Below are 22,878 nucleotides of genomic sequence, written 5' to 3'. Positions count from 1 at the left end.
ATCTGTTGGAAGGGGTGGGCGTGCTCGCACAGCAGCGTCAGCAGACGATCCTCGAACGCGTACGCAGCAGCGGCGGCGTCCGGGTGGCCGACCTCGTGCGCGAGCTCGGCGTCTCCGACATGACGATACGCCGCGACCTTGAGGTGCTGGCCGAGCGCGGGCTGCTGGAGAAGGTCCACGGGGGCGCGACGGCCCTCGGCCCCGGCTCGACCGAGGAGCCCGGCTTCACCGCCAAGTCCGCCCGCCAGCAGCAGGAGAAGGAGGCCATCGCGCGGCACGCGGCCACCCTCGTACGGCCGGGCACCGCCGTGGCGCTCTCCGCCGGCACCACCACGTGGGCGCTGGCCCACCACCTGGTCGCGGTGGCCGAGCTGACCGTGATCACCAATTCGATCCCCGTCGCCGAGGTCTTCCACCGCAACCCGCGCGCCGACCGCACGGTCGTGCTGACCGGCGGCGTGCGCACGCCCTCCGACGCGCTCGTCGGCCCCGTGGCCGTGGCGGCCATCCGCCGCCTGCACGTGGACACGCTCTTCCTCGGGGTGCACGGCATGAGCCTGCGCGCCGGGTTCACCACGCCCAACCTGCTGGAGTCGGAGACCGACAGGGAGCTGGTGGCCGCGGCGCACCGGCTGGTGGTCCCCGCCGACCACACCAAATGGAACACGGTCGGCATCAGCACGATCGCCGAGCTGACCGAGGCCGACGTGGTCATCAGCGACGCGGGGCTGCCCGAGGAAGCACGCACCGAGCTGGCCGAACGGGCCGGAGAACTGATCATCGCGGAGGGCACGCCTTGAAGCGCACCATCACCCACCTGGCAGACGGCCGAGAGCTGATCTACTTCGACCGGCGCGACGACGCCGACCGGAGCGCGATCGACCGGCGGCCGCTCGATCCGCGGCCGGTGGCCTCCGAGCTGCGCTACGACCCGCTGACCGAGGAGTGGATCGCGATCGCCGGCCACCGGCAGACGCGGACGTTCCTGCCGCCGGCCGACGAGTGCCCGTTGTGCCCGTCGTCCGCCACGCGGGCGTCGGAGATCCCGGCCCACGACTACGACGTGGTGGTGTTCGAGAACCGCTTCCCCTCTTTCTCCGGAAATTTTGGGACGTACGGGGATGTCGGCGGCCTGAGTGAGGTGCGGCCGGGTGTCGGGCGGTGTGAGGTGGTGTGCTTCACCTCCGACCACTCCTCTTCCTTCTCCAGGCTCTCCAACGCCCAGGTCAGGCTGGTCATGGAGGCGTGGGCCGACCGCACGGCCGAGCTGTCCGGCATCGAGGGCGTCGAGCAGGTGTTCTGCTTCGAGAACCGGGGCGAAGAGATCGGCATCACGCTCCCCCACCCGCACGGCCAGATCTACGCCTACCCCTACGTGACCCCGCGCACCAAGCTCCAGCTCGGGGCCGCCTCGCGGCACACCGGCGGCAACCTGTTCGCCGACGTGCTGGCCGCCGAGCAGGCCGCCGGGACGCGGGTGGTGGCCGCCAACGAGCTCTGGACGGCCTTCGTGCCGGCCGCCGCGCGCTGGCCGTTCGAGGTGCACGTGTATCCGCACCGGCAGGTGCCCGACCTGGCCGCGCTGTCGGAGGAGGAGCGGGCCGCGTTCGCGCCGCTGTACACCTCGGTGCTGCGGGCGCTCGACGCGCTGTTCGGGGTGGCGATGCCGTACATCTCGGCCTGGCACCAGGCGCCGGTGCGGTACGGCCGGGAGCTGGCCTACCTGCACCTTGAGCTGTTCAGCATCAGGCGGGCGCCCGGGAAGCTGAAGTACCTGGCGGGTTCGGAGTCGGCCATGGGGGCCTTCGTCAACGACGTGCTGCCGGAGGAGGCGGCACGCATGTTGCGATCACGAATTGATCACTAATTGGTTTCTCATTAAAGTCGCATGACTCGTGATCTACCACTAATATCCCGTTAGACATCGGCCATAACGGTCGTTGTACGCCTAATCCCGGGCGTGTTGCCCGGGAGCCGGGGACCCATCGCATCCGGGGTGAATCCGCGCAAGTGGTAGGGACTACTCCCGTGCCCGAACCCGTCAGCTAACCCGGCCGGCAGAGGGAGAGGAACTACCACGTGGCGGCTTCGTCCCCCGCGAGTCTCGCCGTCGGTCTCATCACCGCCACCGCCCTGCTCGTCCATCCGGCCGCCGCCTCAGCCTTCGTGCCAAGAACCGCGGCGGCCGCGCCCAAGCCGTCGGAGGCGGAGCTGCGGGCCCAGCTCAAGCAGCTCAACCGCAAGGTCGACAAGCTGATCGAGACGTACAACCTCAAGCGGGTCGAGCTGGCCAAGGCCCAGGAGGCCGCCACCGCGGCCCAGCAGCGGCTCGCCGCCGCCGAGCAGGCGGTGGCCACGGCCGAGCAGCGGGTCGCCGAGATCGCCCGGATGCGCTACCAGAGCCGCGACGCCTCCCTGCCAGGCTTCATGCTGACCCCGGACGGCAACGGCGCGGCCGTGCTCGAACAGCTCACCGCCGAGCAGCAGGCGGTCGTCGACAGCGTGGCCAAGGCCCGCGACGACCAGAAGAAGGCCGCCGCGGCCGCCGCCGCGCTCGCGACGGAGCTGAAGGCGGGCACGGCGGAGGTGGCCGAGCAGCGCGACGACGCCGAGGACGTCATCGACGACATCAAGAAGAAGCTCCAGGACCTCGTGCCGTTCGGGCCGGGCAAGAAGTCCGACGGGAGCTGGGCGCCCGAGCTGCCGTCCGGCTCGGACAACATCACGCCGCGCACCCGGCTGATGCGCGCGCAGGTGCAGAAGAACTTCTCGCTGCCGTACGACGTGGGCTGCTTCCGGTCCGGCTCCAGCGGCGAGCACCCGCTCGGCCGGGCCTGCGACTTCATGATGAGCACGGGCGGCACCATGCCGAGCGCCGACAACAACGCGCTCGGCGACCGGCTGGCCGCCTGGGCGCTGCAGAACAAGGCCAAGCTGGGCGTCAAGTACGTGATCTGGAAGCAGCGCATCAACCAGGGCTCGGGCTGGCGCGCGATGTCCGACCGCGGCAGCATCACCGAGAACCACTACGACCACGTGCACATCTCGATGAACTAGCCGCGGGCTCAGCGGACGCCGGTGAGTTTGTCGGGGTTGGTGACGGAGTAGACGGCGGCGATCCGGTCGCCCTCGGGCGTCAGATCGACGACGACCACGGCCAGCGGCCCGGCGCCGGAGAAGACGAGCGCGCACGGGTCGCCGGCCACCCGCCGGTAGCGCAGGTCCACCGCGCCCGGGGTCAGCGTCGCGGCGACGGACATGAACAGCGCGGCCACCCGGTCCCGGCCGTGGACCGGGTGCAGGCTGGTGGCCGGCCCCTTGCCGCCGCCGTCGGTCCACAGGGTCACCTCCGGCGCCAGCACCTCCAGCAGGGCCCGCAGGTCGCCGCCGAGTGCCGCCGCGGCGAACCGCTCGGTCACCTCGGCGTGGACGCCGGGCTCGGTCCGGTGACGCGGACGGCGGGCATGGACGTGGCGGCGCGCGCGGGCCGCGAGCTGCCGGACCGCCGCCGGCGAGCGCCCGAGGATGCCGGCCGTCTCCGGATGGCTGAAACCGAACACCTCGTGCAGCACGAAGACCGCTCGTTCCAGCGGTGACAGGGTCTCCAGCACGACCAGCACCGCCATCGACAGCGACTCCCCGCCCCCGGCCGCGTCCCCGGCGTTGTCGGGGGCCGTGACCAGCGGTTCCGGCAGCCAGGGGCCGACGTAGGTCTCCTGCCGGCGGCTCAGGTCCGCGCGCCGGGCGAGCGCCTGGTTCACCGCGATCCGCACCAGATAGGCCCGGACGTTCTCCACCGGCCCGGCCTCCGGCCTGCGGTGCCGGGCGGACCAGGCCAGCCACACCTCCTGCAGCACGTCCTCGGTGTCGGCGACGCTGCCGAGCATGTTGTAGACCACGGAGAACAGCAGCTCCCGGTAGCCCAGGAACTGCTCGGTGGCGGCGTCGGCGGGGTGCCGCGGGGTCGGTGTCATGGCGTGCCTCCTCGTCTGTCGCAACCGAAGAGTCCCGACGCGCAGCGATTGTGACATGCGGCCATCAAGCGTGATCTATGCCACTCGTGTCACAGTTCCCGGCCGGTCGCCCCTCTGTGGTGGCGTCACGACTCACAAAGGAGAGCTTCGATGCGTACATTGATCCGCGACGTCAGGGTGTTCGACGGCGAGCACACCATCGCGACGGCCGACGTGGTGATCGAGGACGGTCTGATCGCCGCTGTCGGCGCCGCCGGGGGCCGCCCGGCCGACGCCGAGGTGGACGGCACGGGCAGGACGCTGCTGCCCGGCCTGATCGACGCGCACACCCACGTGTTCGACGGCAGCCTGGCCCAGGCCCTGCGGTACGGGGTCACCACCGAGCTCGACATGTTCTGCCTGCCCCAGATCCTGGCCGGGCAGCGGCGGCTGGCCGCCGAGCACGACGACGTGGCCGACCTGCGCAGCGCCGGCACGCTGGCCACCGCTCCCGGCGGGCACCCGACCCAGTTGCTGGCGGCCCTGGCGGGCACCGTCCTGGACGGGCTGGACGTGACGGCGATCGACTTCGTCTCCGATCCCGCGCAGGCGCCGGCGTTCGTCCGGGCCCGGCTGGCCGAGGGGGCCGACTACCTCAAGATCGTCATCGACGACGGCGCCGTGCACGGGGCCGACCTCCCGGTCATGACGGCGGAGGTCGCCGCCGCCCTGTCCGCGGCGGCGCACGAGGCGGGCCTGCTGGTCATCGCGCACGCGATCACCGCCGCCGAGGTGGGGATCGCGCTCGACGCCGGCGTCGACGGCCTGGCCCACGTGTGGACCGACCTGGCGCCGGACGACCCGGCCTTGGCGCGCCTGGCCGGGCGGGTGCGCGAGCAGGGCGTCTTCGTGGTGACCACGCTGGCCTACTTCGAGGCGATCACGGCCCGGCACGTCGAGACCGCCGACTGCGCCCGGCCCGGCAGCTCCGCCAACGCCGTGGGCGCGCTGCGGGCCCTGCGCCGCGCGGGCGCGCCCCTGCTCGCCGGGACCGACGCCACCCCGTTCGTGCCCGCCCACGGCGCCGGCCTGCACCGCGAGCTGCGGCTGCTCACGCAGGCCGGGCTCACCGCCGAGGAGGCGCTGGCCGCCGCGACCAGCGTGCCCGCCCGGCACTTCGGGCTGGCCGACCGGGGCCGGATCGCGCCCGGCCTGCGCGCGGACCTGCTGCTGGTCGAGGGCGACGCCACCCGGGACGTCACCGCCGTCGCCGACATCGCCGAGGTCTGGCGTCGCGGGGTGCGCCAGAGCCGGTAGGCCCCGCCCGTGGCGCGCCGGCCGGGTCAGCCGAGCGTGAGGGGGTTGACCAGGTCGGCGTAGACCAGCAGACCGGCCATGATGATCAGCACGAACGCCATCGCGTACGTGAGCGGCAGCACCTTGGCGATGTCGACGTAGCGGGGCTCGGGGCGGCGCATGATCTTGGCGTAGCCGCGCTTGACGCCCTCCCACAGGCCGCCGGCGATGTGGCCGCCGTCGAGGGGCAGCAGCGGGATCAGGTTGAACAGGCCGATCGCCAGGTTGAACCCGGCCAGCAGGCTGACGAAGGTGAACAGCTTGCTCTTGTTGGACATGTCGGAGGCCAGGATCTCGCCGCCGAGCCGGCCCGCGCCCACCACGCCGACCGGGCCCTCGGGGTCGCGCTTCTCGCCGGAGAAGGCGGCGTTCCAGACGCCGACCATCTTCGCCGGCAGGTTGACCATCGAGCCCACGACGCGGCCGGTCAGGTCGCTCATGTAGCCCGGCACCTGCCCGATGCTCTGCTGCTCGAAGACCTGGGAGGGCTTGACGCCGAGGAACCCGACGCCCTTGTCGACCTTGCTCTCGTCGGTCAGGCTCGGCATGTCCTGGGCGATGAGGGTGACGTCGAGCGTCATCGGCTTCCCGTCGCGGACGATGCCGAGCTTGACGGGGCCGGCGCCGTGGCCGCGGATCAGGCGGGTGGCGTCCTGCCAGCTCTCGATCTTCTGGCCGTCGAGGGAGACCATGCGGTCGCCCACCTTGACGCCCGCCTTGGCGGCCGGGGTGCGCTCGTCGGTGGGCGCGCACGTCTTGCGCACCTCGGTGGTGGGGATCACGCACGTGTTGGTGTCGGCCGACACGATCGGGGCCGTCTTCGGCAGGCCGATGCCGACCAGCAGGATGCTGAAGAAGATGAAGGCGAGCACGAAGTTCATCGCCGGGCCGCCCGACATGATGATGATCTTCTGCCACCACTTCTTGCGGTAGAAGACGCGGTCCTCGTCGCCGGGCCGCACCTCCTCCATGGCGGCGTCGCGGGCGGTCTCGATCAGGCCCTGCCACGGCCCGGTCCCCGCGCTCCGCAGCCTGCCGGGAGCGTCGCCGGGACGCGGCGGCAGCATGCCGATCATGCGGATGTAGCCGCCGAGCGGCAGCCACTTGATGCCGTACTCGGTCTCGCCCCTGCGGATGGACCAGGCCGTCGAGCCGAAGCCCACCATGTACTGGGTCACCCGGACGCCGAAGATCTTGGCCGGCACGAGATGGCCCACCTCGTGCAGGCCGACGGAGACCATCAACCCCACCAGGAAGAGAAGGATCCCGGCGACAAAGAGCCAGTTCATCTACACGCGCTCCAGGCAGACAGACGGTCTCGACGTTCCCAGACTAGTCGAACTCATCACATCCCTCGGGCTTGCCCGCACTTTGGTGAATCAACGGACCGCATTGACAGTAAGCGATCAGCCGATCACCCTGGGAGACGATGGAGGGGGACGTCTTGATCCGCATACTCATCGCCGAACACCTGCCCTTGGTGCGACGCGGTCTGCAGGCCACGCTCGAAGCCGAGCCCGACCTGCGGGTGGTCGCCGAGACGGGCTGCCCCGACGGTGTGCTGCCGGCCGCGCGGTCGAGCGCGCCCGACGTCGCGATCGTCGACCTCGACCTGCCGGGCCTGCCGGTGGCCACGTATCTGACCGAGCAGATCCCCCGCTGCTCGGTGCTGATCCTCTCCGCGCGGCCGAGCCCCGGCCAGGTGCGCAGGGCGTTCAACGGGAGCGTGCTGGGGTTCATGAGCCTGCGGGTGGCGCCCGAGCGGCTGGCCGAGGGGGTGCGCCAGGTCGCCGCGGGCGGCCGGGCGGTGGAGGCCGAGCTCGCGGTGGCGGCCCTGCAGTCGGCCGCCAACCCGCTCACCCGGCGGGAGCTCGACGTGCTGCGCATCGCGGCGGGGGGGGCGAGATCGACCGAGATCGCCGACCAGTTGTTCCTGTCGGTGGGCACCGTGCGCAACCACCTGTCGCGGATCATGTGCAAGACGGGCGCCCGCAACCGGCTGGACGCCGTGCGCATCGCCAGCGACAGCGGCTGGTTGTGACGGACCGGACGAGATGACGGGCCCGGTGGAGCCGCGCCGCTCCGCCGGGACCCGAACAGTCGAATGATCTCAGCCCGCCGAACCCGTTGCCAGTGACCGTCATCACGACCTGACCCATGTGAAACGTCACTACGGACGCCAGATCAACACCAGCGCGCAGTCGTCGTTGTGGCCCGAGGACATCGCGTTGACCAGCGCCTTCGCGCCGTCGCGGAAACCGGAGGGCAGCAGCCGTTCGGCCTCGCCGAGCAGCCGGTCGAGCCCGGCGTCGATGTCGCGCCCCGGCTGCTCGATCAGGCCGTCGGTGTAGAGCAGCAGCGCGTCGCCCTTGCGCAGGGTGCCGCTGTCGGGCTCGCAGTGCAGGTCGGGCACCACCCCGAGCACCACGCCCTTGGCCGAGGCGACCTGCCAGTTGCCGGTGCCGGAGTCGAGCTTCACCACCGGCGGGTGGCCGGCCGAGGTGATCGTGTAGTCGCCGGTGGCGAGGTCGAGGCGTACGTGCACGGCCGTCACGAAGCCCTCGTCGCCGCGCTGGCGGTGCAGGTAGGCGTTGCAGGCGGGCAGGAAGTCGTCGACCGAGCCGAGCAGCCCGCCGAACGTGCCCGACAGCAGCAGCGCGCGGGTGCCGGCGTCGACGCCCTTGCCGGAGACGTCGACCAGGGCGATCTCCACGGAGTCGCCGTCACGCATGGAGACCAGGAAGTCGCCGCCGAACGACGAGCCCCCGGCCTGCTTGAGCACCACCTTGCCGCCCCAGTCCTTGGGCAGCGGGGGCAGCTCGCCCTGACTCCTGAGCCGGTCGCGCAGCTCCAGCAGCATCGCGTCGCCGCGCAGCCCCTGCACGCCGAGCTTGCCCCTGGTACGGGCCATGAGCACGGCGAGCACGGTGGTGAACACGATCGTCACCGTGAGCCCCAGCCCCACCCGCGCCACCCCGAGCGTGGCCGCGACGTAGGTCAGCGCGACGCCCACCGCCACCAGCAGCTTGACCAGGCTGCGCAGCCGCAGCTGCAGCCCGCCGATCAGGGTGACCAGGATGAGCAGGGACGGCGAGAACCACTCGGTGGACACCTTCGCCGCCAGCAGCCCGATGACGAGCGAGAGCACGGTGAGCGTGATGAGCAGGTTGCGGTCACGGGCCAGCGGCCCTCTCCGGACGAACCGGACGGCGGACACCAGGAACGGCACCCGCACCAGGACCGCACGGACCCGTGGCGGAATCAGCGGCGCCGGACGGGAACTCATGATGCGTGTGACTGTATCGGTCTGACCCCTGTTTGGGCAGCCCACTTGACCAACGCCTTGATCATTAAGCACGGATATTGGGTGGCCGTCCCCCTTTGCCCGCTCCTACCGTGGACGGATGACCTACCCGATCCGTCCCATTGACGAATCCGAGTGGCCGGGCTTCGCCGGCGTGCTCGCAGAGGGGTTCGGCTGGACGCCGCACCCCACCCAGGACGAGCGGTACAAGGCGGCCACGGAGTTCGACCGCACCCTGGTCGCCTTCGACGGCGCCACCATGGCGGGCGTCACGTCCGTCTTCAGCCTCACGATGACCGTCCCCGGCGGACGCCAGATCCCCGTGGCCGGGGTGACCGCGGTCAGCGTGCTTCCCTCGCACCGCCGCCGCGGCGTGCTGTCCGCGCTGATGCGCCGCCAGCTCTCCGACATCCGCGACCGCGGCGAGTCGGTGGCCGCCCTCTACGCCTCGGAGTCGCTGATCTACGGCAGGTTCGGGTACGGCCGGGCGGCCAGCGAACTGTCGTACAAGATCGACAAGCACCGCTCGGACTTCGTGCGGAACGCCCCCACCGACCCGGCGCTCCGGCTCAGGGTGGTCTCCCCCACCGAGGCCAGGGCCGATTTCGAGAAGGTGTTCGCCGCCGTCGTGACCCGGCGTCCCGGCCGGTACGAGCGCAACCGGCACGTCTGGGACGCCTTCCTGGCCGACGAGGAGCACGACAGGGGCGGCTGGGGCTCGCTGCGCGCGGTGCTCGCCGTGGACGACCAGGAGGTGCGCGGCTACGCGCTGTTCCGCACCAAGTCGGCGTGGGACCCCAACGGCGTGCCCAGCGGCGAGCTGCGGGTGTTCGAGCTGGAGGCGACCGATCCGGCGGCCTACGCCCTGCTGTGGCGCAACATGCTGGACCGCGACCTGATCACCAAGCTGGAGGCGTACGCCCGGCCGGTGGACGACGCCCTGATCGCGCTGTTCGCCGACTCCCGCCAGCTCCGCGCGACCTGGTCGGACGAGCTGTGGGTACGCCTGGTCGACGTCGACAGGGCCCTGACCGCCCGCGCCTACGCGGCCCCCGTGGACCTGGTGATCGAGATCGAGGACGACGTGTGCCCGTGGAACGCCGGCCGCCGGCGGCTCACCGCCGACACCGCCGGCGCGGAGTGCAAACCGGTGGACGACGAGCCGCACCTGACGGTGCCGGTGTCCGCGCTCGGCTCGGCGTACATGGGCGACGGCCTGCTCGGCGCGCAGCTCGACGCCGGCCTGCTGCGCGAGCACACGCCGGGCGCGGTGCGGGCGCTGGCCGCGGCCATGGCGTGGAGCCCCAAGCCGCTGGCCGGGCTGGTGTTCTGAGACACAGGACGTAGGCTCTGAGCATGGCCCTGCAAAGTCTGCAGATCACCGTGACCATCGCCATGCGGGCCCGCGACGTGTCCAGGCCGTCGAAGGAGCAGCAGGAGGCCGCCGACCGGCGGCCCCTGCGCGACGAGATGCCCCGGCGCGAGGCCAGGCGCAAGACCTAGGGCAGCGAGGGCAGCTGGCCGATCGTCTCGTAGGTGGTCAGCTGCGCGATGCGCCTGCTGTGGCGCTCGCTGCCGGAGAAGGAGGTGGTCAGGAAGACCTCGACGAACCTGGTCGCCTCCTCGGTCGTGTGCATGCGCGCGCCGATGCTGACGACGTTCGCGTTGTTGTGCTCGCGGGCCAGCGAGGCGGTCTCCTCGCTCCAGGCCAGGGCCGCGCGGATGCCGCGCACCTTGTTGGCCGCGATCTGCTCGCCGTTGCCCGAGCCGCCGATCACCACCCCCAGGCTGCCGGGGTCGCCGGCGACGCCCTCGGCGGCGCGCAGGACGAACGCCGGATAGTCGTCCTCGGCGTCGTAGACGAAGGGACCGCAGTCGGTCACCTCGTGGCCGTGGTCCTTGAGCCAGGACACGAGGTGGTTCTTGAGCTCATAGCCGGCATGGTCGGCACCGATGTAGACACGCACCCGCCCAGTCTTCCACAGCCCCGCCGATCCCACTCGCTGGCTAGAGTAAGGACCCCTACCGTTCCCCAGTCCTTACGAAAGTGGAGACGCATGCGTGAGATCCGCGTCATCGGCGATCCGGTGCTGCGCACGCCCGCTGAGCCCGTCACCGACTTCGACCGCGAGCTGCGCCGCCTGATCGAGGAGATGTTCCAGGCGATGTACGCGGTCAACGGCGTGGGCCTGGCCGGTCCGCAGATCGGCGTGTCGCGGCGGCTGTTCGTCTACGACATCGCCGGGCGCAAGGGCCATGTCGCCAACCCGGTGCTCACCGTCGACGACGCCGAGGAGGTCTCCGACGAGGAGGGCTGCCTGTCGGTGCCCGACCGCCGCACCCGCACGCCGATCTACGCCCCCGTCGCGCGGGCCGCGGGCGTCACCGTCGAGGGCGTCGACCGGCTGCAGCGGCCCGTGCGCATCAAGGCGCGCGGCTCGCTGGCGCGCTGCTTCCAGCACGAGACCGAGCACCTCGACGGCAAGCTGTACGTCGACCGCCTGCCGAAGGACGAGGCCCGCCGGATCATGCTGCGCGCCTAGGCCGCGGCGGCCCGAGGGCCCTACAGCTGCAGCGACTTGATCTCCAGGTACTCCTCCAGGCCGAACTCGCCCAGCTCGCGGCCCACGCCCGACTGCTTGTAGCCGCCGAAGGGGGCCAGCGGGTTGAACTGGCCGCCGTTGACGACGACCTGGCCGGTGCGCAGCCTGCGGGCGACGGCGACCGCGCGCTCCTGGCTGCCCGACCAGACCGCGCCGGCCAGGCCGTACCTGGTGTCGTTGGCGATCTCCACGGCCTGGCCCTCGCTCGTGTACGGGATCAGCGCCAGCACGGGCCCGAAGATCTCCTCCTGCTCGATCGTCATGCCCGGCTCGACCGCGGCGAAGACCGTGGGCTCGACGTAGAAGCCACGCTCGCGGGGACGCTCGGTGCCGCCGGCGACGAGCCTGGCGCCCTCCTCCTGGCCCCGGTTGATGTAGCGGACCACCCGGTCGCGCTGGGCCGCCGACACCAGGGGCCCGACCCTGGTGCCCTCGTCGAAGGGGTCGCCGACGGTGTACTTGCGGGTCGCCTCGACGGCCAGGCGGACGGCGTCGTCGTACTGGTCGCGGTGGACGATCATGCGGGACCAGGCCGAGCAGGTCTGGCCGGCGTTGATGAAGCAGTTGGCCACGCCGACCTTGACGGCCGTGGCCAGGTCGGCGTCGGGCAGGATGATGTTGGCCGACTTGCCGCCGAGCTCCAGCGCCACCCGCTTGACGGTCTCGGCGGCGAGCGCGGCGACCCGGCGGCCGGCCGCGGTGGAGCCGGTGAAGGAGACCATGTCCACCTCGGGATGGGCGGCCATCGCCTCGCCGACGACCGGGCCGCGCCCGCTGACCAGGTTGAACACCCCGGGCGGCAGGCCCACCTCGTCGAGGATCTCGGCCAGCGCGTACGCCGCCAGCGGCGCCACCTCGCTGGGCTTGAGCACCACCGTGCAGCCGGCGGCCAGCGCGGGGCCGACCTTGCAGATGATCTGGTGCAGCGGGTAGTTCCAGGGCGTGATCGCCGCGACGACCCCGATCGGCTCCTTGACCAGCAGCGAGTTGCCGATGCGGGACTCGCGCGGGTAGCTCTCGGCCAGCTGCGCGTAGGAGGACAGCACGGCCGCGGGCATCAGCGTCTGCACCTTGAGCGCGAAGCCGAGGGGTGCGCCCATGTCGGTGGCGATCGTCGCCGCGACACTCTCGGCGCGCTGCTTGAGCAGCTCGGCCGCGTCGCCGAGGAGCTTGCCGCGCTGGGCCGCCGAGGTGTCGGACCAGGCGGGGAACGCCTCACGCGCCGCCGACACCGCCGCCTCGACGTCGTCGGGGGTGCCCGCGGGCACCCGGTCGATGATCTCCTCCGTGGCCGGGTTGGCGACCTCGATGGACTCGTCTGACGTAGAGGCGTTCCAGGAACCGCCGATATACAGCTGGCGCATGGGGCCATCCTCGCGTGCACGTCGTGGGACTGGCGAGAGCACGGATCGCACGGAGGGGGATTCCTCATCCTCCGCGCGTCCGGGAACCTACCGCCAGGGTATGAGTCTTACCCCGGCGGTGGCGACATATCTAGTCGAAGGTGGGCTGTCTGGTACGAGTCCGCTTGAGCTCGAAGAAGTCCTCGAACTCGGTGACGAGAAGCACGCCGTCCCACAGCCTGCCCGCGGCCTCGCCCTTCGGGATGGACGTGATGACGGGGCCGAAGAAGGCGTTGGCGCCGACGCGGATGACCGGGGTGCCGACGTCCTGGCCGACCAGCGTGATGCCCTCCTGGTGGGAGGCGCGCACGGCGTCGTCCCACTCGGTGGAGTGGGCGGCGGCGGCGAGGTCGCGGCTGAGGCCGATCGCCTCCAGGGAGTCCTCGATCAGCTCGCCGAGGCGGCTGAGGTCCTTCATCCCGCGCTCGTTGTGCAGGCGCGTGCCGAGCTCGGTGTAGAGCGGGCCGACGACCTCGTCGCCGTGCGCGGCCCGCGCGGCGGCCACCACGCGGACGGGTTCGATGGCCCTGGCGATGGCCTCACGGTAGGAGTCGGGCACGTCCTTGCCCTCGTTGAGGACGTTGAGGCTCATGACGTGCCAGCGCGGCTCGATGGCGCGTACCTTCTCCACTTCGAGAAGCCATCGTGACGTCGCCCAGGCAAAAGGGCAGAAAGGATCGAACCACAGGTCCACGGGAATCTTCTCAGTCACGTGGGGCCATAACCTGAGGGTGTCGAGGTCCTATTCCCGGCGTGGCAGGATACCGACAAACTACAACGAAGTGGTGAAAAGGAGCGCAACTTGGCAGGCAACCTGACCCGGGACGAGGCTCGCGAGCGCGCCCGGCTGTTGAAGGTCGAGTCGTACGAGGTCGCACTCGACCTGACGGAGGGGGACGAGCGCTTCGAGAGCGTCACGACGGTGCGCTTCACCAGCACCAGCCCGGGCGCCTCCACCTTCATCGACCTGCACGGCGCCAACGTGCGCAAGGTCACCCTCAACGGCACCGACCTCGACGTCTCCTCCTACGACGCCGACAAGGGCCGCTTCCCGCTCCCCTCGCTGGCGGAGTCCAACGAGCTGCTGGTCGACGCCGACTGCAGCTACATGCGCACGGGCGAGGGCCTCCACCGCTTCGTGGACCCGGTCGACCAGAAGGTCTACCTGCACAGCCAGTTCGAGACGGCCGACGCCCACCGCATGTACGCCTGTTTCGACCAGCCCGACCTCAAGGCCGTCTTCCAGCTCACCGTGCTGGCCCCCGCCGACTGGGAGGTCGTCTCCAACGGCGCCGCGGCCAAGGTCGAGGACCTCGATGGGCAGTCCGGCCGCCACGGCGGCGTCCAGGCGGCCAGGCGCTGGGAGTTCGAGCCGACGCCGGTGATCTCGACGTACATCACCGCGCTGGTGGCCGGGCCGTACTACAAGGTCACCTCCGAGCACGACGGCATCCCCCTCGGGCTCTACTGCCGCGCCTCGCTCGGCGAGCACCTCGACGCCGACAACCTCTTCGAGGTCACCAGGCAGGGCTTCGACTTCTTCCACCGGGTGTTCGGCGTCCGCTACCCCTTCACCAAGTACGACCAGCTCTTCGTGCCGGAGTTCAACGCCGGCGCGATGGAGAACGCCGGTTGCGTGACGTTCCTGGAGGACTACGTCTTCCGCTCCCGCGTGACCGACGCGGTCGTCGAGCGGCGCGCCGAGACGATTCTGCACGAGATGGCCCACATGTGGTTCGGCGACCTGGTCACCATGCGCTGGTGGGACGACCTGTGGCTGAACGAGTCCTTCGCCACGTACGTGTCCGTGCTGGCCCAGGCCGAGGCCACCCGCTGGGGCAACGGCGCGTGGACCACGTTCGCGAACGTGGAGAAGTCCTGGGCCTACCGCCAGGACCAGCTCCCCTCCACCCACCCGATCGCCGCCGACATCCCCGACATGCAGGCGGTCGAGGTCAACTTCGACGGCATCACGTACGCCAAGGGCGCCTCGGTGCTCAAGCAGCTCGTCGCCTACGTCGGCCTGGACAACTTCCTGGCCGGGGTGCGCGACTACTTCGCCGAGCACGCCTGGGGCAACACCGAGCTGAAGGACCTGCTCGCCGCCCTTGAGCGCACCTCGGGCCGCGACCTGTCGTCGTGGTCGAAGGAGTGGCTGGAGACCGCTTGGGTCAACACGCTGCGTCCCTCCTTCGAGGTGTCCGACGGCCGCTTCACCTCCTTCGAGGTGCTGCAGGAGGCCCCGGCCGACTACCCGACGCTGCGCTCGCACCGCATCGCCATCGGCCTGTACTCGCTGGCCGACGGCGTGCTCACCCGGACCAGGCGGGTCGAGCTCGACGTGGTGGGCGCCCGTACCAGCGTGGCCGAGCTGGTCGGCGCCGAGCAGCCCGACCTGGTGCTGCTCAACGACGACGACCTGACCTACGCCAAGATCAGGCTGGACGAGCGTTCCCTGCGCACGCTCGTCGAGGGCGGCATCGCGGCCTTCACCGAGTCGCTGCCGCGCGCCCTGTGCTGGTCGGCGGCCTGGGACATGACCCGCGACGGCGAGATGTCCACCCGCGACTACGTCCGGCTGGTCATCTCCGGCGCGGGCACGGTCTCCGACATCACGGTCCTGCAGGCGGTGCTGCGCCAGGCGCGCCAGGCCGTCCAGCAGTACGCCGCCCCGGCCTGGCGGGCCGAGGGCGAGGCGCTGCTGGCCGCCGAGCTGCGCTCGCTGCTCGGCTCGGCCGCGCCCGGCTCCGACCACCAGCTCGCCTTCCTCCAGGCGTTCGCCCCGGTCGCGGTCGCCGGCGCCGACCTCGACCTGCTGCAGGCCATCCTCGACGGCACCGGCGTGCCCGAGGGGCTGACCGTCGACGCCGACCTGCGCTGGACGCTGGTGGCGGCGCTGGTCTCCGGCGGCCGGCTGGGCGAGCCCGACATCGCCGCCGAGCTGGAGCGCGACCCTACGGCGACGGGTGAGCGGTCGGCCGCGCTGTGCCGGGCCGCGATCCCGACGGCCGAGGCCAAGGCGGCGGCGTGGGACCGGATCGTGGGCGGCGACCTGGCCAACCACATCGCCCGCAACACCATCGCCGGCTTCCAGGACGCGCACCACGCCGAGCTGCTGGAGCCGTACCGGGAGAAGTACTTCGCCGAGGTCGGGCGCGTCTACCGCGAGTGGACGTTCGAGAAGGCCTCGACGTTCGCCATGAACTGCTTCCCCGCGCTGCTCATCGAGCCCGCCACGGTCAAGGCGGCCCAGGACTTCCTGGCCGCCGAGCAGCCGCCGCAGGCCCTGCGCAGGCTGATCCTGGAGGGCGCCGACGGCGTCAGCCGCGCCCTGCGCAACCGCGAGACCGACGCGGCGTCAGCCTGATCCGTCCGGGTCCCCGCCACGCCCGGCGGGGACCTGGCTTCGCGCTGCGCCGAATACGGCCTGAGCACGGAGACCGGGTGTTAGCCTCAAGTACGTGCTAGGCGCCGGTACCACGCTCAACGACCGCTACGTGCTGGCCGACCGCCTCGGCGGCGGCGGCATGGGCGAGGTCTGGCGTGCCGACGACCTGGTGCTGGGCCGGGCCGTCGCGGTCAAGGTGATGATGCCCGCCCTGTCGGAGAACCCCACCTTCACCCAGCGCTTCCAGAACGAGGCCAGGGCCATGGCCACGCTCAGGCACCGCGGCGTGGTCGGCGTCTACGACTACGGCGTCCACGAGGCCGACGGGCGCCGGGTCAGCTACCTGGTGATGGAGTACGTCCGGGGCGAGTCGCTCGACCGGGTCCTGCGGCGCGGCCCGCTCGGCGCGCAGGAGGCCATGCGCCTGGTCGCCGAGGTGGGCGACGCGCTGGCCGCGGCCCACGCCCAGGGGATCGTCCACCGCGACGTCAAGCCGGCCAACCTCATGGTGCGGCCCGACGGGCAGGTCGCGCTGACCGACTTCGGGGTCGCCCACTCCGGCTCGGCCGGTCACCTCACGGCCACCGGCACGATGCTCGGCTCGGCCGCCTACTGCGCGCCGGAGATGGCCGCGGGCAACGAGGTCACCCCCGCCGTCGACGTCTACGCGCTGGGCGTGGTGGCCTACGAGTGCCTGACCGGGCGGCTGCCGTACCAGGGGGACACCCCTGTGCAGATCATCTTCAAGCATCTCAACGCGCCCGTGCCCGAGCCGCCCGCCGAGCTGCCGCCGGCCGTGCGCCAGGTGGTGACGCGGGCGCTGCAGAAGGACCCGGCGCAGCGGTGGTCGTCGGCGTCCGACATGGCGCGGGCGGCCCGCGCGTCGGTCACCGGCGCGGCCCTGCCCGGCCCGCCGCTCACCGGTTCCCCGGCGACGCCGCCCACGACGGGCTCCCACGCGGGCCTCCCCACGGGCTCCTACACAGGTCTTCCCACGGACCCCCACACGGGTCTCCCCATGGGCTCCGGCGCGGGCCTTCCCACGGGCTCCCATCCGGGTCCGCCCACGGGTTCCCACCCGGGCCTCCAGCCGACGGGCGTCATGCCTGTGGCCGACGCCGGCTCGCCGCTCACCATGCCCTCGGCCCCCGCCGGCGGCAGCTCCCGCCGCCGTCGCACGCTGACGGCCCTGGCCACGATGGCGGCCGCCGTGGTGGTCTCGGCCGCGGTGGCGGGGTCGGTGTGGCTGCGTCCGGCCGAGCCCGCCAGCACGGGCCAGGTGCTGCCGCCTGCCGACGAGACCACGCAGGTCCACAGCCCGAGCAGCCCCGAGCACACCACCAGGGAGCCCGCGCCGCCGACCAAGGCCGTGCCGAGCGCCAAGCCGAGCGGCACCACCAGCGCGACCCCCGGCCCGACCGTGGCCCCCACCACCCCGAGCGCCACGCCCACCGTCTCGCCGAAGCCCACGCCGACCGTGACCACCTCCGAGCCCGAGCCGACCCAGGAGCCCACCCAGCCCCCTGAGGAGCCCACGGACGAGCCCACGGTCACCAGCCCGCCCGAAGACGTCCAATGCGTACGCGCCCCATGCCCGTGACCACCCCGGTCCGCCCGGCGCGTGGGCGCGCCGGGATCACTCCGGAGCGTCCTGTGCGTGCGCGCCCCGCGTCCGTGACCAATCCAGGACGTCCGGGGCGTGCGCGTCCCGAGGCCGTGGCCGGTTCAGGACGTCTGGTGCCTGTGTGCCCCATGTCCGTGACTGCTGCAAGATCGTGAGAAAGTCTTCGCGTGGATTCGACTCGTGAGCTGCTGATCGCCCTCGCCCGCCGGTACGCCTTCGCCGACCTGGGAGCGCTCGCCCCCACGGCCGAGATCTCCGACGTGTGCGAGTTCGGGCAGCGGCTGCTCTCGCTCGACGCCGAGGACTTCGCCGCCGAGGCCAGGTCCGTACCGGCCGACCTGCGCCGGCTCGCCCGCGCCTGCCACATGCCGCAGACGCCGCGGGAGCAGCCGCGCGGGGCCCTGGAGTCGCTCAAGCCCGCCTACGGCCTGCTGCTCGAAGTGATCGCCGTCCGCTGGCACCGGCGGGAGCTGAGCCCCATGATCGCGGCCGTGCACATCGCCAGCGAGTACCTGCCGTTGCTGGCGTTCGAGCCGCAGCTCGGCCACGCCGGCGACCCGGCCCGCTGGCCCGCCGGCCTGAGCGCGCCCGGGAGCAGGTTCGGCGTGATCGGCGACCGTGAGTGCGACCACACCAAGTCCGAGCAGTCGGCCACCAACCGTACGCTGCGGGTGTCGGTCGAGCCCGGCGAGGGCTGGCGGGCCTACTTCGACCGGCAGCACAGCCAGCTGGCGGGCGCGCTCGCGGTCTGCGTCGCGACCTGCCGCAACCCCTGCACGGCCATGGACTGGATCGACCCCGAGCCCCGCGCCGACCTGCAGGTACGCGCCCGTACCGCGCTGACCTTCGCCGAGACGCCGCTCGTCCGGCTGCGGCACGCCGCACCCGTCGGGCACGGGTTCGGGGTGCCGTCGCCGGAGGAGGTGCTCGACGCCTGGGAGCGCAGCCGGACGGCTCTGGACAAGAACGCGGTGGGCGCCACCGCCGCCAAGGACGACGGTTTCCCGCTGCCGGGGCTGCCCGCGCTGTTCTCGGCCGTGGCCGGAGCGCCGATCGAACCGTCCAGCCTGCTCGCGGGCGTCAGCGACCACGTCGTCACCCTGCTGCAACGCGCCTGAGCCGACGCACGTCCCCCTTGGGCCCGAGGGGAACGTGCGTGGCTGCCCGCTCGGGCCGACCGGGTGTTCGGTCCGGCCTTACCCGATGACGGGGGCCGCCATGTGAGCTTGGAGGGCGCCCAGCGTGACCGTGCTCCACTCTGCGCGATCGCGCCTGCGAGGCCGACCCGGTGGTGCCATCAGTGGTGGTGGGTGGCTTGGTCGCCCAGGGCGGTGATGCCGTACAGGAGGCCGCCGATCAGGTCGCCCGCGCTGAAGGCGGTGGCCATCGACAGGGCGGTGAGCCGGCAGACGCCGTCGCTCAGCCGCCGCCTCGCGTTCGGGCCGGTCACGATCTCCAGGCCGTGTCCCGCCGGATCGACGAACACCACCACGGCGTCGGCCGACTCCGCGCCCAGTGCGGTGTGCAGGCGCTCGGCGAAGTGCCGTCGCGCGCCGACCGGCTCGCCCAGGAACACGCCGAAGCGCAATCCGCTGCGCCGCTCGGCCCTCTGGACGGCCCTCCTGAGGTCGTCGACCTGAGCCGTCGTCAGCGCCCGCCTCGGCGCCCGTGTCGGTGCCTGTGTCGGTGCCTGTACAGAGGGCTGGTCAGAGGGCTGGTTCGGGGGGTGCATCGTGGCCTCACCAGCCGGCTGAGGCGCCGCCGAGGCGGTCGGCCGGGTCGGCGGTGGCGGCCATGGCTGAGGCGGCCCAGTCGGGGGCGGGCGGTCGCGCCCAGGGGGCGGCATCGTCGGCCAGCACCCGTGCCGACGTGCTCACGCCGTGCTCGCTCCCGCCCGGCCCGCCCAGCCACACCGGGCCGGGCTCCACCACCCTGGACGAGCCCCGCCCCGGCACCAGGACCAGCAGGCTGATCAGTACGAACAGCCCCAAGGACACCCCGATGAGAAAGAGCAGACTTTCCGCCGCGCTGTTCACACGACGAACGTAATCCTCCGGCGGGTGCCCGGCCAGACCCGTACGGTGACCCTCCTACCAGACGGACGGCCGCCGCTCGCCCCAGAACCCGCCCACAGCCGCCTCGACCTGGGCCGACAGCGAGATCAGGGTGCCCTCGCCGCCGATCCGCCCGGCCAGCATGACGCCGATCGGCAGGCCCTCGGCGCTCCAGTGCAGCGGCAGGTTCACCGCGGGCTGGCCGCTGACGTTGTAGATCGCCGGGAAGGCGGCGAAGCGCTTCATGCGTTCGAACGTCTCCTCGACGTCGTCCACGTCCTCGAACCAGCCGACCGGCCTGGGCGGCTGGGTGAGGGTCGGGGTGAGCACGGCGTCGTAGGCGTTCGTGATCGTGAGCGCGCCCCGGGTGGCGAGTTGCAGGGCGGCCTGGGCCTGGAGGAACGCGGGGGCGGTGGTGGCCAGGCCGCGCTCGCGCAGCCACCGGGTGAGCGGCCTGAGCAGGTGCCGCTGCTCGTCGGCGACCGGGTGCATGCAGGCGAAGGTGTACCAGAGGGTGACGAACTGCGGCACGAGGTCCGCGCCGAACGGCCTGGGGATCTCCACGACCTCGTGCCCGAGGCCGGCGAGGAGTGCGGCGGCGCTCTCGTACGCGGCCAGCACCTCGGGATCGACCTCGGCCCCCGGCACGACGGGGTCGGCGTAGCGGGCGATGCGCAGCCGTCCGGGGTCGCGGCCGGCGCAGGCGAGGTAGGTGCCCTCGTGCCGGGGCGCGAGGTAGAGGTCGCCGGGCTCGTTGTGCGCCATGACGTCGAGCAGGGCCGCGGCGTCGGCCACGGTACGGGCGATCGGGCCGTTCGTGGACATGCCGGCCAGGTCGGGGATGATCGGGGCGAAGCTGATCCGGCCACGGGTGGGCTTGATGCCGTACAGGCCGCACGCCGAGGCCGGGATGCGGATCGAGCCCGCGCCGTCGCTGCCCTGGGCGGCCGGCGCCAGCCCGGCGGCCACGGCGGCGGCCGCTCCCCCGCTGGACCCGCCGGCCGACGTGCCGAGGTCCCAGGGCGAGCGGGCGGGCGGCGAGACGTCGGTCTCGGTGTAGCAGGGCAGCCCGAACTCGGGGGTGGCGGTCTTGCCCAGCATGACCGTGCCGGCCTCGCGCAGCCGCGTCACGACCGTGTCGTCCACCGGCGCGACGAACCCCTGATAGGCGGCCGAGCCGAAGGTGATCGGCACGTCCTTGACCAGATTGAGGTCCTTCACGGGGATCGGCACCCCGGCCAGCGGCCCGTCGGGCAGCTCCTTCTCCAGGCGGCGCGCCTGGTCGAGCGCCTGTTCGGCGGTCACGGTGACGTACGCGCCGACCGAGGGGTCGATCCGCTCGATCCGGTCGAGGTAGTGCTGGGCGAGCTCGACCGGCGAGACGTCACGGTCGCGGACGGCCCGGGCCTGTTCGAGCGCGGAAAGCTCGTGTATTTCTCGCACGATCGGCACACTAGGCATCTCTAGAGAAGAACGTAAGACATACCCCGAAAACATGAGTGGAACACGATGAGCTGGGCCATAAAACTATGGACAGGTCAACACTAGGAATCGTTCCGATCTCCGAGCTACGGTGAGTTACGTGGACTCCGACAACCAGCGAGAAGACGGTCACAACGCGTCACCCATCTGGGTGAGCGACCGGCCAGAGGGCGAGCGCACCGCCGCCGCGACACCATCGGCGCCCACCACCACCTACGCGCCCGTGGAACGCGCGTCCGTGCGTGACCTGCTCCAGGAGCCGCGCTTCCGCCGCCTGCGCAACCGCGCGCTCGTGGCGATCGGCGTGGCGATCGTGGTGGGTTTCCTGCTGCGCGACTGGCGTCTGGGCGTGACCGCCGGGGTGGTCGCGGCCATCCTGGAGGCGGTCTACCGCGCACGGTCCCATTCCACGGTGCCGGCGTGGCGGCGCGCGTCCGTGGCCGAGCGGCGTACCGAGGGGCAGCTCCGCAGGCTGGAGCGCAGCGGCTACCGCACCCTGCACGCCAGGGCGATCCCCGGCAGCGAGGCCCAGATCGACCACCTCGTGGTGGGGCCGACCGGCGTCTACGCCGTGGACTCCGAGAAGTGGGACAAACGGCTTCCCGTCCGCGTCCAGTCGGGCAAGAAGCTCTTCCACGGCCCCTTCGACATGAAGCCGCGGCTGACCGAGGCCAAGTGGGAGGCGTCCCAGGCCAGCGAGCTGATCAGCAAGGCGTTCGGCCGCGAGGTCGTCGTCGTGCCCTCCCTGGCCATCTACGGGCCGCCCGTGCCGTGGAAGATCATGACGATCCGCGGCGTGGACGTCTACCAGGGCGACCGGGCGCGCAAGTGGATCACCAAGCGCGAGCGGGCGCTGACCCCGGCCGAGATCGACCGGCTCTACGACATCGCCGCCCAGGTCCTGCCCGCCCGGTACGGCGAGGGCTAGGACGACCGGCCGACCCCGCGGAGTCAGGCTCCGCGGGGCTTTTTCACGTCTGCCGACAGCCGGGCGCCGAAGTCGTCCAGCTCGGCGGCCAGCACGCCGCTGGGCGGCAGCGCGTCCGGCAGGCGGGACACCAGGGCCGTGCCCACCCCGGCGATGCGGACGATGTGGTCGATCAGCGCCTCCCGGTCCTGCGGCCACGGGAAGGACGGCTGGGCGATGAGCAGCGAGACGCAGCCGTGCACGGCCGACCAGAGGCCGAGCGCCAGCTCCTCGGGGTCGCCTTCGAGCACGCCGGCCGCCACGCAGGCGGCGACGGCGTCCGCCATGTGGCGGAAGCACGCGGCGGCGGCCGGCGGCACGCCCTGCACGGCCGAGGGCCGCATCATCAGCACCCGGTACTGCACGGGATGGTCGAGGGCGAAGCGGGCGTAGGCCCGTCCGCAGCGGCCGAGCGCGAGGAACGGGTCGCCGGTCAGGTTCTCGCTGAACATCCGGCCGAACTCGTCCCACACGCGCAGGCAGACGGCCTCCAGCAGCGCCTCCCTGTCGGCGAAGTGCAGGTAGACCGAGGGCGTGGACACCCCGGCGCGCTGGGCGACGGCGCGCAGGGTGAGGGCGTCCTCGCTGCCGGACTCGGTCAGCAGGTGCTCGGCCGCGCGCAGGATCTCCTCCCGCAGCAGGCCGCCTTCTCCGCGCCGGGCGCGCACACGTCTCGCAGCGGTCATGGATCTCAGATTGACGCCCTCAGGTTGACGGTGTCAATCTGACCTTCTGCTGAAGGGA

The 22,878-nt window shown here is 72.0% G+C and carries 22 protein-coding genes and 1 riboswitch; of the genes, 12 read left to right on the top strand and 10 right to left on the bottom strand.

Going from position 1 to position 22,878, the window contains the following annotated elements; all coding sequences use genetic code 11:
• The first annotated feature begins 20 nt into the window (after positions 1–20).
• The 3 genes from ACIBST_RS43825 to ACIBST_RS43815 all read left to right on the top strand — a co-directional run bounded on the left by ACIBST_RS43825 (position 21) and on the right by ACIBST_RS43815 (position 3,057).
• A complete protein-coding gene (locus tag ACIBST_RS43825; RefSeq protein ID WP_352360430.1) occupies positions 21–800 on the top strand; it encodes a DeoR/GlpR family DNA-binding transcription regulator in 780 nt (259 codons plus the stop codon).
• Entirely contained in the window at positions 797–1,867 is a 1,071-nt protein-coding gene (gene galT / locus ACIBST_RS43820) for a galactose-1-phosphate uridylyltransferase (protein ID WP_364336200.1), read from the top strand. The genes ACIBST_RS43825 and galT overlap by 4 nt, the downstream gene beginning before the upstream one ends.
• A gap of 68 nt (positions 1,868–1,935) precedes the next feature.
• Positions 1,936–2,074: riboswitch (cyclic di-AMP (ydaO/yuaA leader) on the top strand.
• Positions 2,075–2,079: 5 nt separating this feature from the next.
• Positions 2,080–3,057, top strand: a complete 978-nt coding sequence (locus tag ACIBST_RS43815) for a coiled-coil domain-containing protein (RefSeq protein ID WP_397179407.1) — start codon at positions 2,080–2,082, stop codon at positions 3,055–3,057.
• A gap of 8 nt (positions 3,058–3,065) precedes the next feature.
• Here the strand turns inward: ACIBST_RS43815 and sigJ are convergent, their stop codons facing one another.
• Positions 3,066–3,974 (bottom strand): RNA polymerase sigma factor SigJ, encoded by a 909-nt coding sequence (sigJ, locus tag ACIBST_RS43810; protein WP_397179406.1) that lies wholly within the window; start codon positions 3,972–3,974, stop codon positions 3,066–3,068.
• A gap of 150 nt (positions 3,975–4,124) precedes the next feature.
• On the opposite strand from sigJ, the gene ACIBST_RS43805 reads away from it, so the two are divergent.
• The gene (locus ACIBST_RS43805; protein WP_397179405.1) at positions 4,125–5,270 is read left to right on the top strand and encodes an amidohydrolase family protein; all 1,146 of its coding nucleotides are present in this window, start codon (positions 4,125–4,127) and stop codon (positions 5,268–5,270) included.
• A gap of 26 nt (positions 5,271–5,296) precedes the next feature.
• Here the strand turns inward: ACIBST_RS43805 and ACIBST_RS43800 are convergent, their stop codons facing one another.
• Positions 5,297–6,598 carry a M50 family metallopeptidase gene (locus ACIBST_RS43800; protein ID WP_397179404.1) on the bottom strand — a complete coding sequence of 434 codons (1,302 nt, stop codon included), beginning with the start codon at positions 6,596–6,598 and terminating at the stop codon, positions 5,297–5,299.
• Positions 6,599–6,753: 155 nt separating this feature from the next.
• On the opposite strand from ACIBST_RS43800, the gene ACIBST_RS43795 reads away from it, so the two are divergent.
• Positions 6,754–7,350, top strand: a complete 597-nt coding sequence (locus ACIBST_RS43795) for a response regulator transcription factor (RefSeq protein WP_397179403.1) — start codon at positions 6,754–6,756, stop codon at positions 7,348–7,350.
• A 129-nt stretch (positions 7,351–7,479) separates the two neighbouring features.
• On the opposite strand, the gene ACIBST_RS43790 is transcribed toward ACIBST_RS43795, so the two are convergent.
• A complete protein-coding gene (locus tag ACIBST_RS43790; RefSeq protein ID WP_397179402.1) occupies positions 7,480–8,595 on the bottom strand; it encodes a PP2C family protein-serine/threonine phosphatase in 1,116 nt (371 codons plus the stop codon).
• Positions 8,596–8,713: 118 nt separating this feature from the next.
• Between ACIBST_RS43790 and ACIBST_RS43785 the strand changes: the two genes are divergently transcribed.
• Positions 8,714–9,946, top strand: a complete 1,233-nt coding sequence (locus tag ACIBST_RS43785) for a GNAT family N-acetyltransferase (RefSeq protein WP_397179401.1) — start codon at positions 8,714–8,716, stop codon at positions 9,944–9,946.
• A gap of 23 nt (positions 9,947–9,969) precedes the next feature.
• Positions 9,970–10,116: a hypothetical protein gene (locus ACIBST_RS43780; RefSeq protein ID WP_397179400.1), complete on the top strand. Its 147-nt coding sequence runs from the start codon at positions 9,970–9,972 to the stop codon at positions 10,114–10,116.
• Here ACIBST_RS43780 and ACIBST_RS43775 read toward each other — a convergent pair.
• On the bottom strand, positions 10,113–10,580 hold the full coding sequence (locus tag ACIBST_RS43775) for a ribose-5-phosphate isomerase (protein WP_352360446.1): 468 nt from the start codon (positions 10,578–10,580) through the stop codon (positions 10,113–10,115). The genes ACIBST_RS43780 and ACIBST_RS43775 overlap by 4 nt on opposite strands.
• A 90-nt stretch (positions 10,581–10,670) precedes the next feature.
• Between ACIBST_RS43775 and def the strand changes: the two genes are divergently transcribed.
• Positions 10,671–11,156, top strand: coding sequence for a peptide deformylase (gene def, locus ACIBST_RS43770; protein ID WP_387653161.1), 486 nt, complete (start codon positions 10,671–10,673; stop codon positions 11,154–11,156).
• A gap of 20 nt (positions 11,157–11,176) precedes the next feature.
• On the opposite strand, the gene ACIBST_RS43765 is transcribed toward def, so the two are convergent.
• Together ACIBST_RS43765 and ACIBST_RS43760 are read right to left on the bottom strand one after the other, a co-directional pair.
• Positions 11,177–12,580, bottom strand: a complete 1,404-nt coding sequence (locus tag ACIBST_RS43765; protein WP_397179399.1) for an aldehyde dehydrogenase family protein — start codon at positions 12,578–12,580, stop codon at positions 11,177–11,179.
• Positions 12,581–12,710: 130 nt separating this feature from the next.
• A complete protein-coding gene (locus tag ACIBST_RS43760) occupies positions 12,711–13,331 on the bottom strand; it encodes a disulfide bond formation protein DsbA (protein ID WP_397179398.1) in 621 nt (206 codons plus the stop codon).
• Between the two features lie 90 nt (positions 13,332–13,421).
• On the opposite strand from ACIBST_RS43760, the gene pepN reads away from it, so the two are divergent.
• From pepN to ACIBST_RS43745, 3 genes are all read left to right on the top strand, one after another.
• Positions 13,422–15,986: an aminopeptidase N gene (gene pepN / locus ACIBST_RS43755; protein WP_397179397.1), complete on the top strand. Its 2,565-nt coding sequence runs from the start codon at positions 13,422–13,424 to the stop codon at positions 15,984–15,986.
• Positions 15,987–16,080: 94 nt separating this feature from the next.
• Positions 16,081–17,607 (top strand): protein kinase, encoded by a 1,527-nt coding sequence (locus ACIBST_RS43750; RefSeq protein WP_397179396.1) that lies wholly within the window; start codon positions 16,081–16,083, stop codon positions 17,605–17,607.
• Between the two features lie 191 nt (positions 17,608–17,798).
• A complete protein-coding gene (locus ACIBST_RS43745; protein WP_352360458.1) occupies positions 17,799–18,749 on the top strand; it encodes a hypothetical protein in 951 nt (316 codons plus the stop codon).
• A 179-nt stretch (positions 18,750–18,928) separates the two neighbouring features.
• Here the strand turns inward: ACIBST_RS43745 and ACIBST_RS43740 are convergent, their stop codons facing one another.
• The 3 genes from ACIBST_RS43740 to ACIBST_RS43730 form a co-directional block, all read right to left on the bottom strand.
• Positions 18,929–19,363 carry a DUF5130 family protein gene (locus tag ACIBST_RS43740; RefSeq protein ID WP_397179395.1) on the bottom strand — a complete coding sequence of 145 codons (435 nt, stop codon included), beginning with the start codon at positions 19,361–19,363 and terminating at the stop codon, positions 18,929–18,931.
• Between the two features lie 7 nt (positions 19,364–19,370).
• Positions 19,371–19,622, bottom strand: coding sequence for a hypothetical protein (locus ACIBST_RS43735; RefSeq protein ID WP_397179394.1), 252 nt, complete (start codon positions 19,620–19,622; stop codon positions 19,371–19,373).
• Positions 19,623–19,721: 99 nt separating this feature from the next.
• Positions 19,722–21,128: an amidase gene (locus ACIBST_RS43730; RefSeq protein ID WP_397179393.1), complete on the bottom strand. Its 1,407-nt coding sequence runs from the start codon at positions 21,126–21,128 to the stop codon at positions 19,722–19,724.
• 139 nt (positions 21,129–21,267) lie between these two features.
• Here ACIBST_RS43730 and ACIBST_RS43725 point away from each other — a divergent pair, with 139 nt between their 5' ends.
• Positions 21,268–22,095, top strand: coding sequence for a nuclease-related domain-containing protein (locus ACIBST_RS43725; RefSeq protein ID WP_397179392.1), 828 nt, complete (start codon positions 21,268–21,270; stop codon positions 22,093–22,095).
• A gap of 23 nt (positions 22,096–22,118) precedes the next feature.
• Here the strand turns inward: ACIBST_RS43725 and ACIBST_RS43720 are convergent, their stop codons facing one another.
• Complete coding sequence (locus ACIBST_RS43720; protein WP_397179391.1) at positions 22,119–22,820, bottom strand: TetR/AcrR family transcriptional regulator; 702 nt, start codon at positions 22,818–22,820, stop codon at positions 22,119–22,121.
• Positions 22,821–22,878 lie beyond the last annotated feature (58 nt).

It is taken from the genome of Nonomuraea sp. NPDC049684, assembly GCF_044465345.1.
In the GTDB taxonomy this organism is placed as follows: Bacteria; Actinomycetota; Actinomycetes; order Streptosporangiales; family Streptosporangiaceae; genus Nonomuraea.
Note: the sequence above shows the minus strand (reverse complement) of the source record. Positions and strands in the feature narration are given on the sequence as shown.

Bases quoted from the DNA above. Each gene is read 5' to 3' on its own strand.
- sigJ (WP_397179406.1), bottom strand. From the start codon at position 3,974: ATGACACCGACCCCGCGGCACCCCGCCGACGCCGCCACCGAGCAGTTC.
- ACIBST_RS43805 (WP_397179405.1), top strand. From the start codon at position 4,125: ATGCGTACATTGATCCGCGACGTCAGGGTGTTCGACGGCGAGCACACC.
- ACIBST_RS43800 (WP_397179404.1), bottom strand. From the start codon at position 6,598: ATGAACTGGCTCTTTGTCGCCGGGATCCTTCTCTTCCTGGTGGGGTTG.
- ACIBST_RS43790 (WP_397179402.1), bottom strand. From the start codon at position 8,595: ATGAGTTCCCGTCCGGCGCCGCTGATTCCGCCACGGGTCCGTGCGGTC.
- ACIBST_RS43785 (WP_397179401.1), top strand. From the start codon at position 8,714: ATGACCTACCCGATCCGTCCCATTGACGAATCCGAGTGGCCGGGCTTC.
- ACIBST_RS43780 (WP_397179400.1), top strand. From the start codon at position 9,970: ATGGCCCTGCAAAGTCTGCAGATCACCGTGACCATCGCCATGCGGGCC.
- def (WP_387653161.1), top strand. From the start codon at position 10,671: ATGCGTGAGATCCGCGTCATCGGCGATCCGGTGCTGCGCACGCCCGCT.
- ACIBST_RS43765 (WP_397179399.1), bottom strand. From the start codon at position 12,580: ATGCGCCAGCTGTATATCGGCGGTTCCTGGAACGCCTCTACGTCAGAC.
- ACIBST_RS43740 (WP_397179395.1), bottom strand. From the start codon at position 19,363: ATGCACCCCCCGAACCAGCCCTCTGACCAGCCCTCTGTACAGGCACCG.
- ACIBST_RS43720 (WP_397179391.1), bottom strand. From the start codon at position 22,820: ATGACCGCTGCGAGACGTGTGCGCGCCCGGCGCGGAGAAGGCGGCCTG.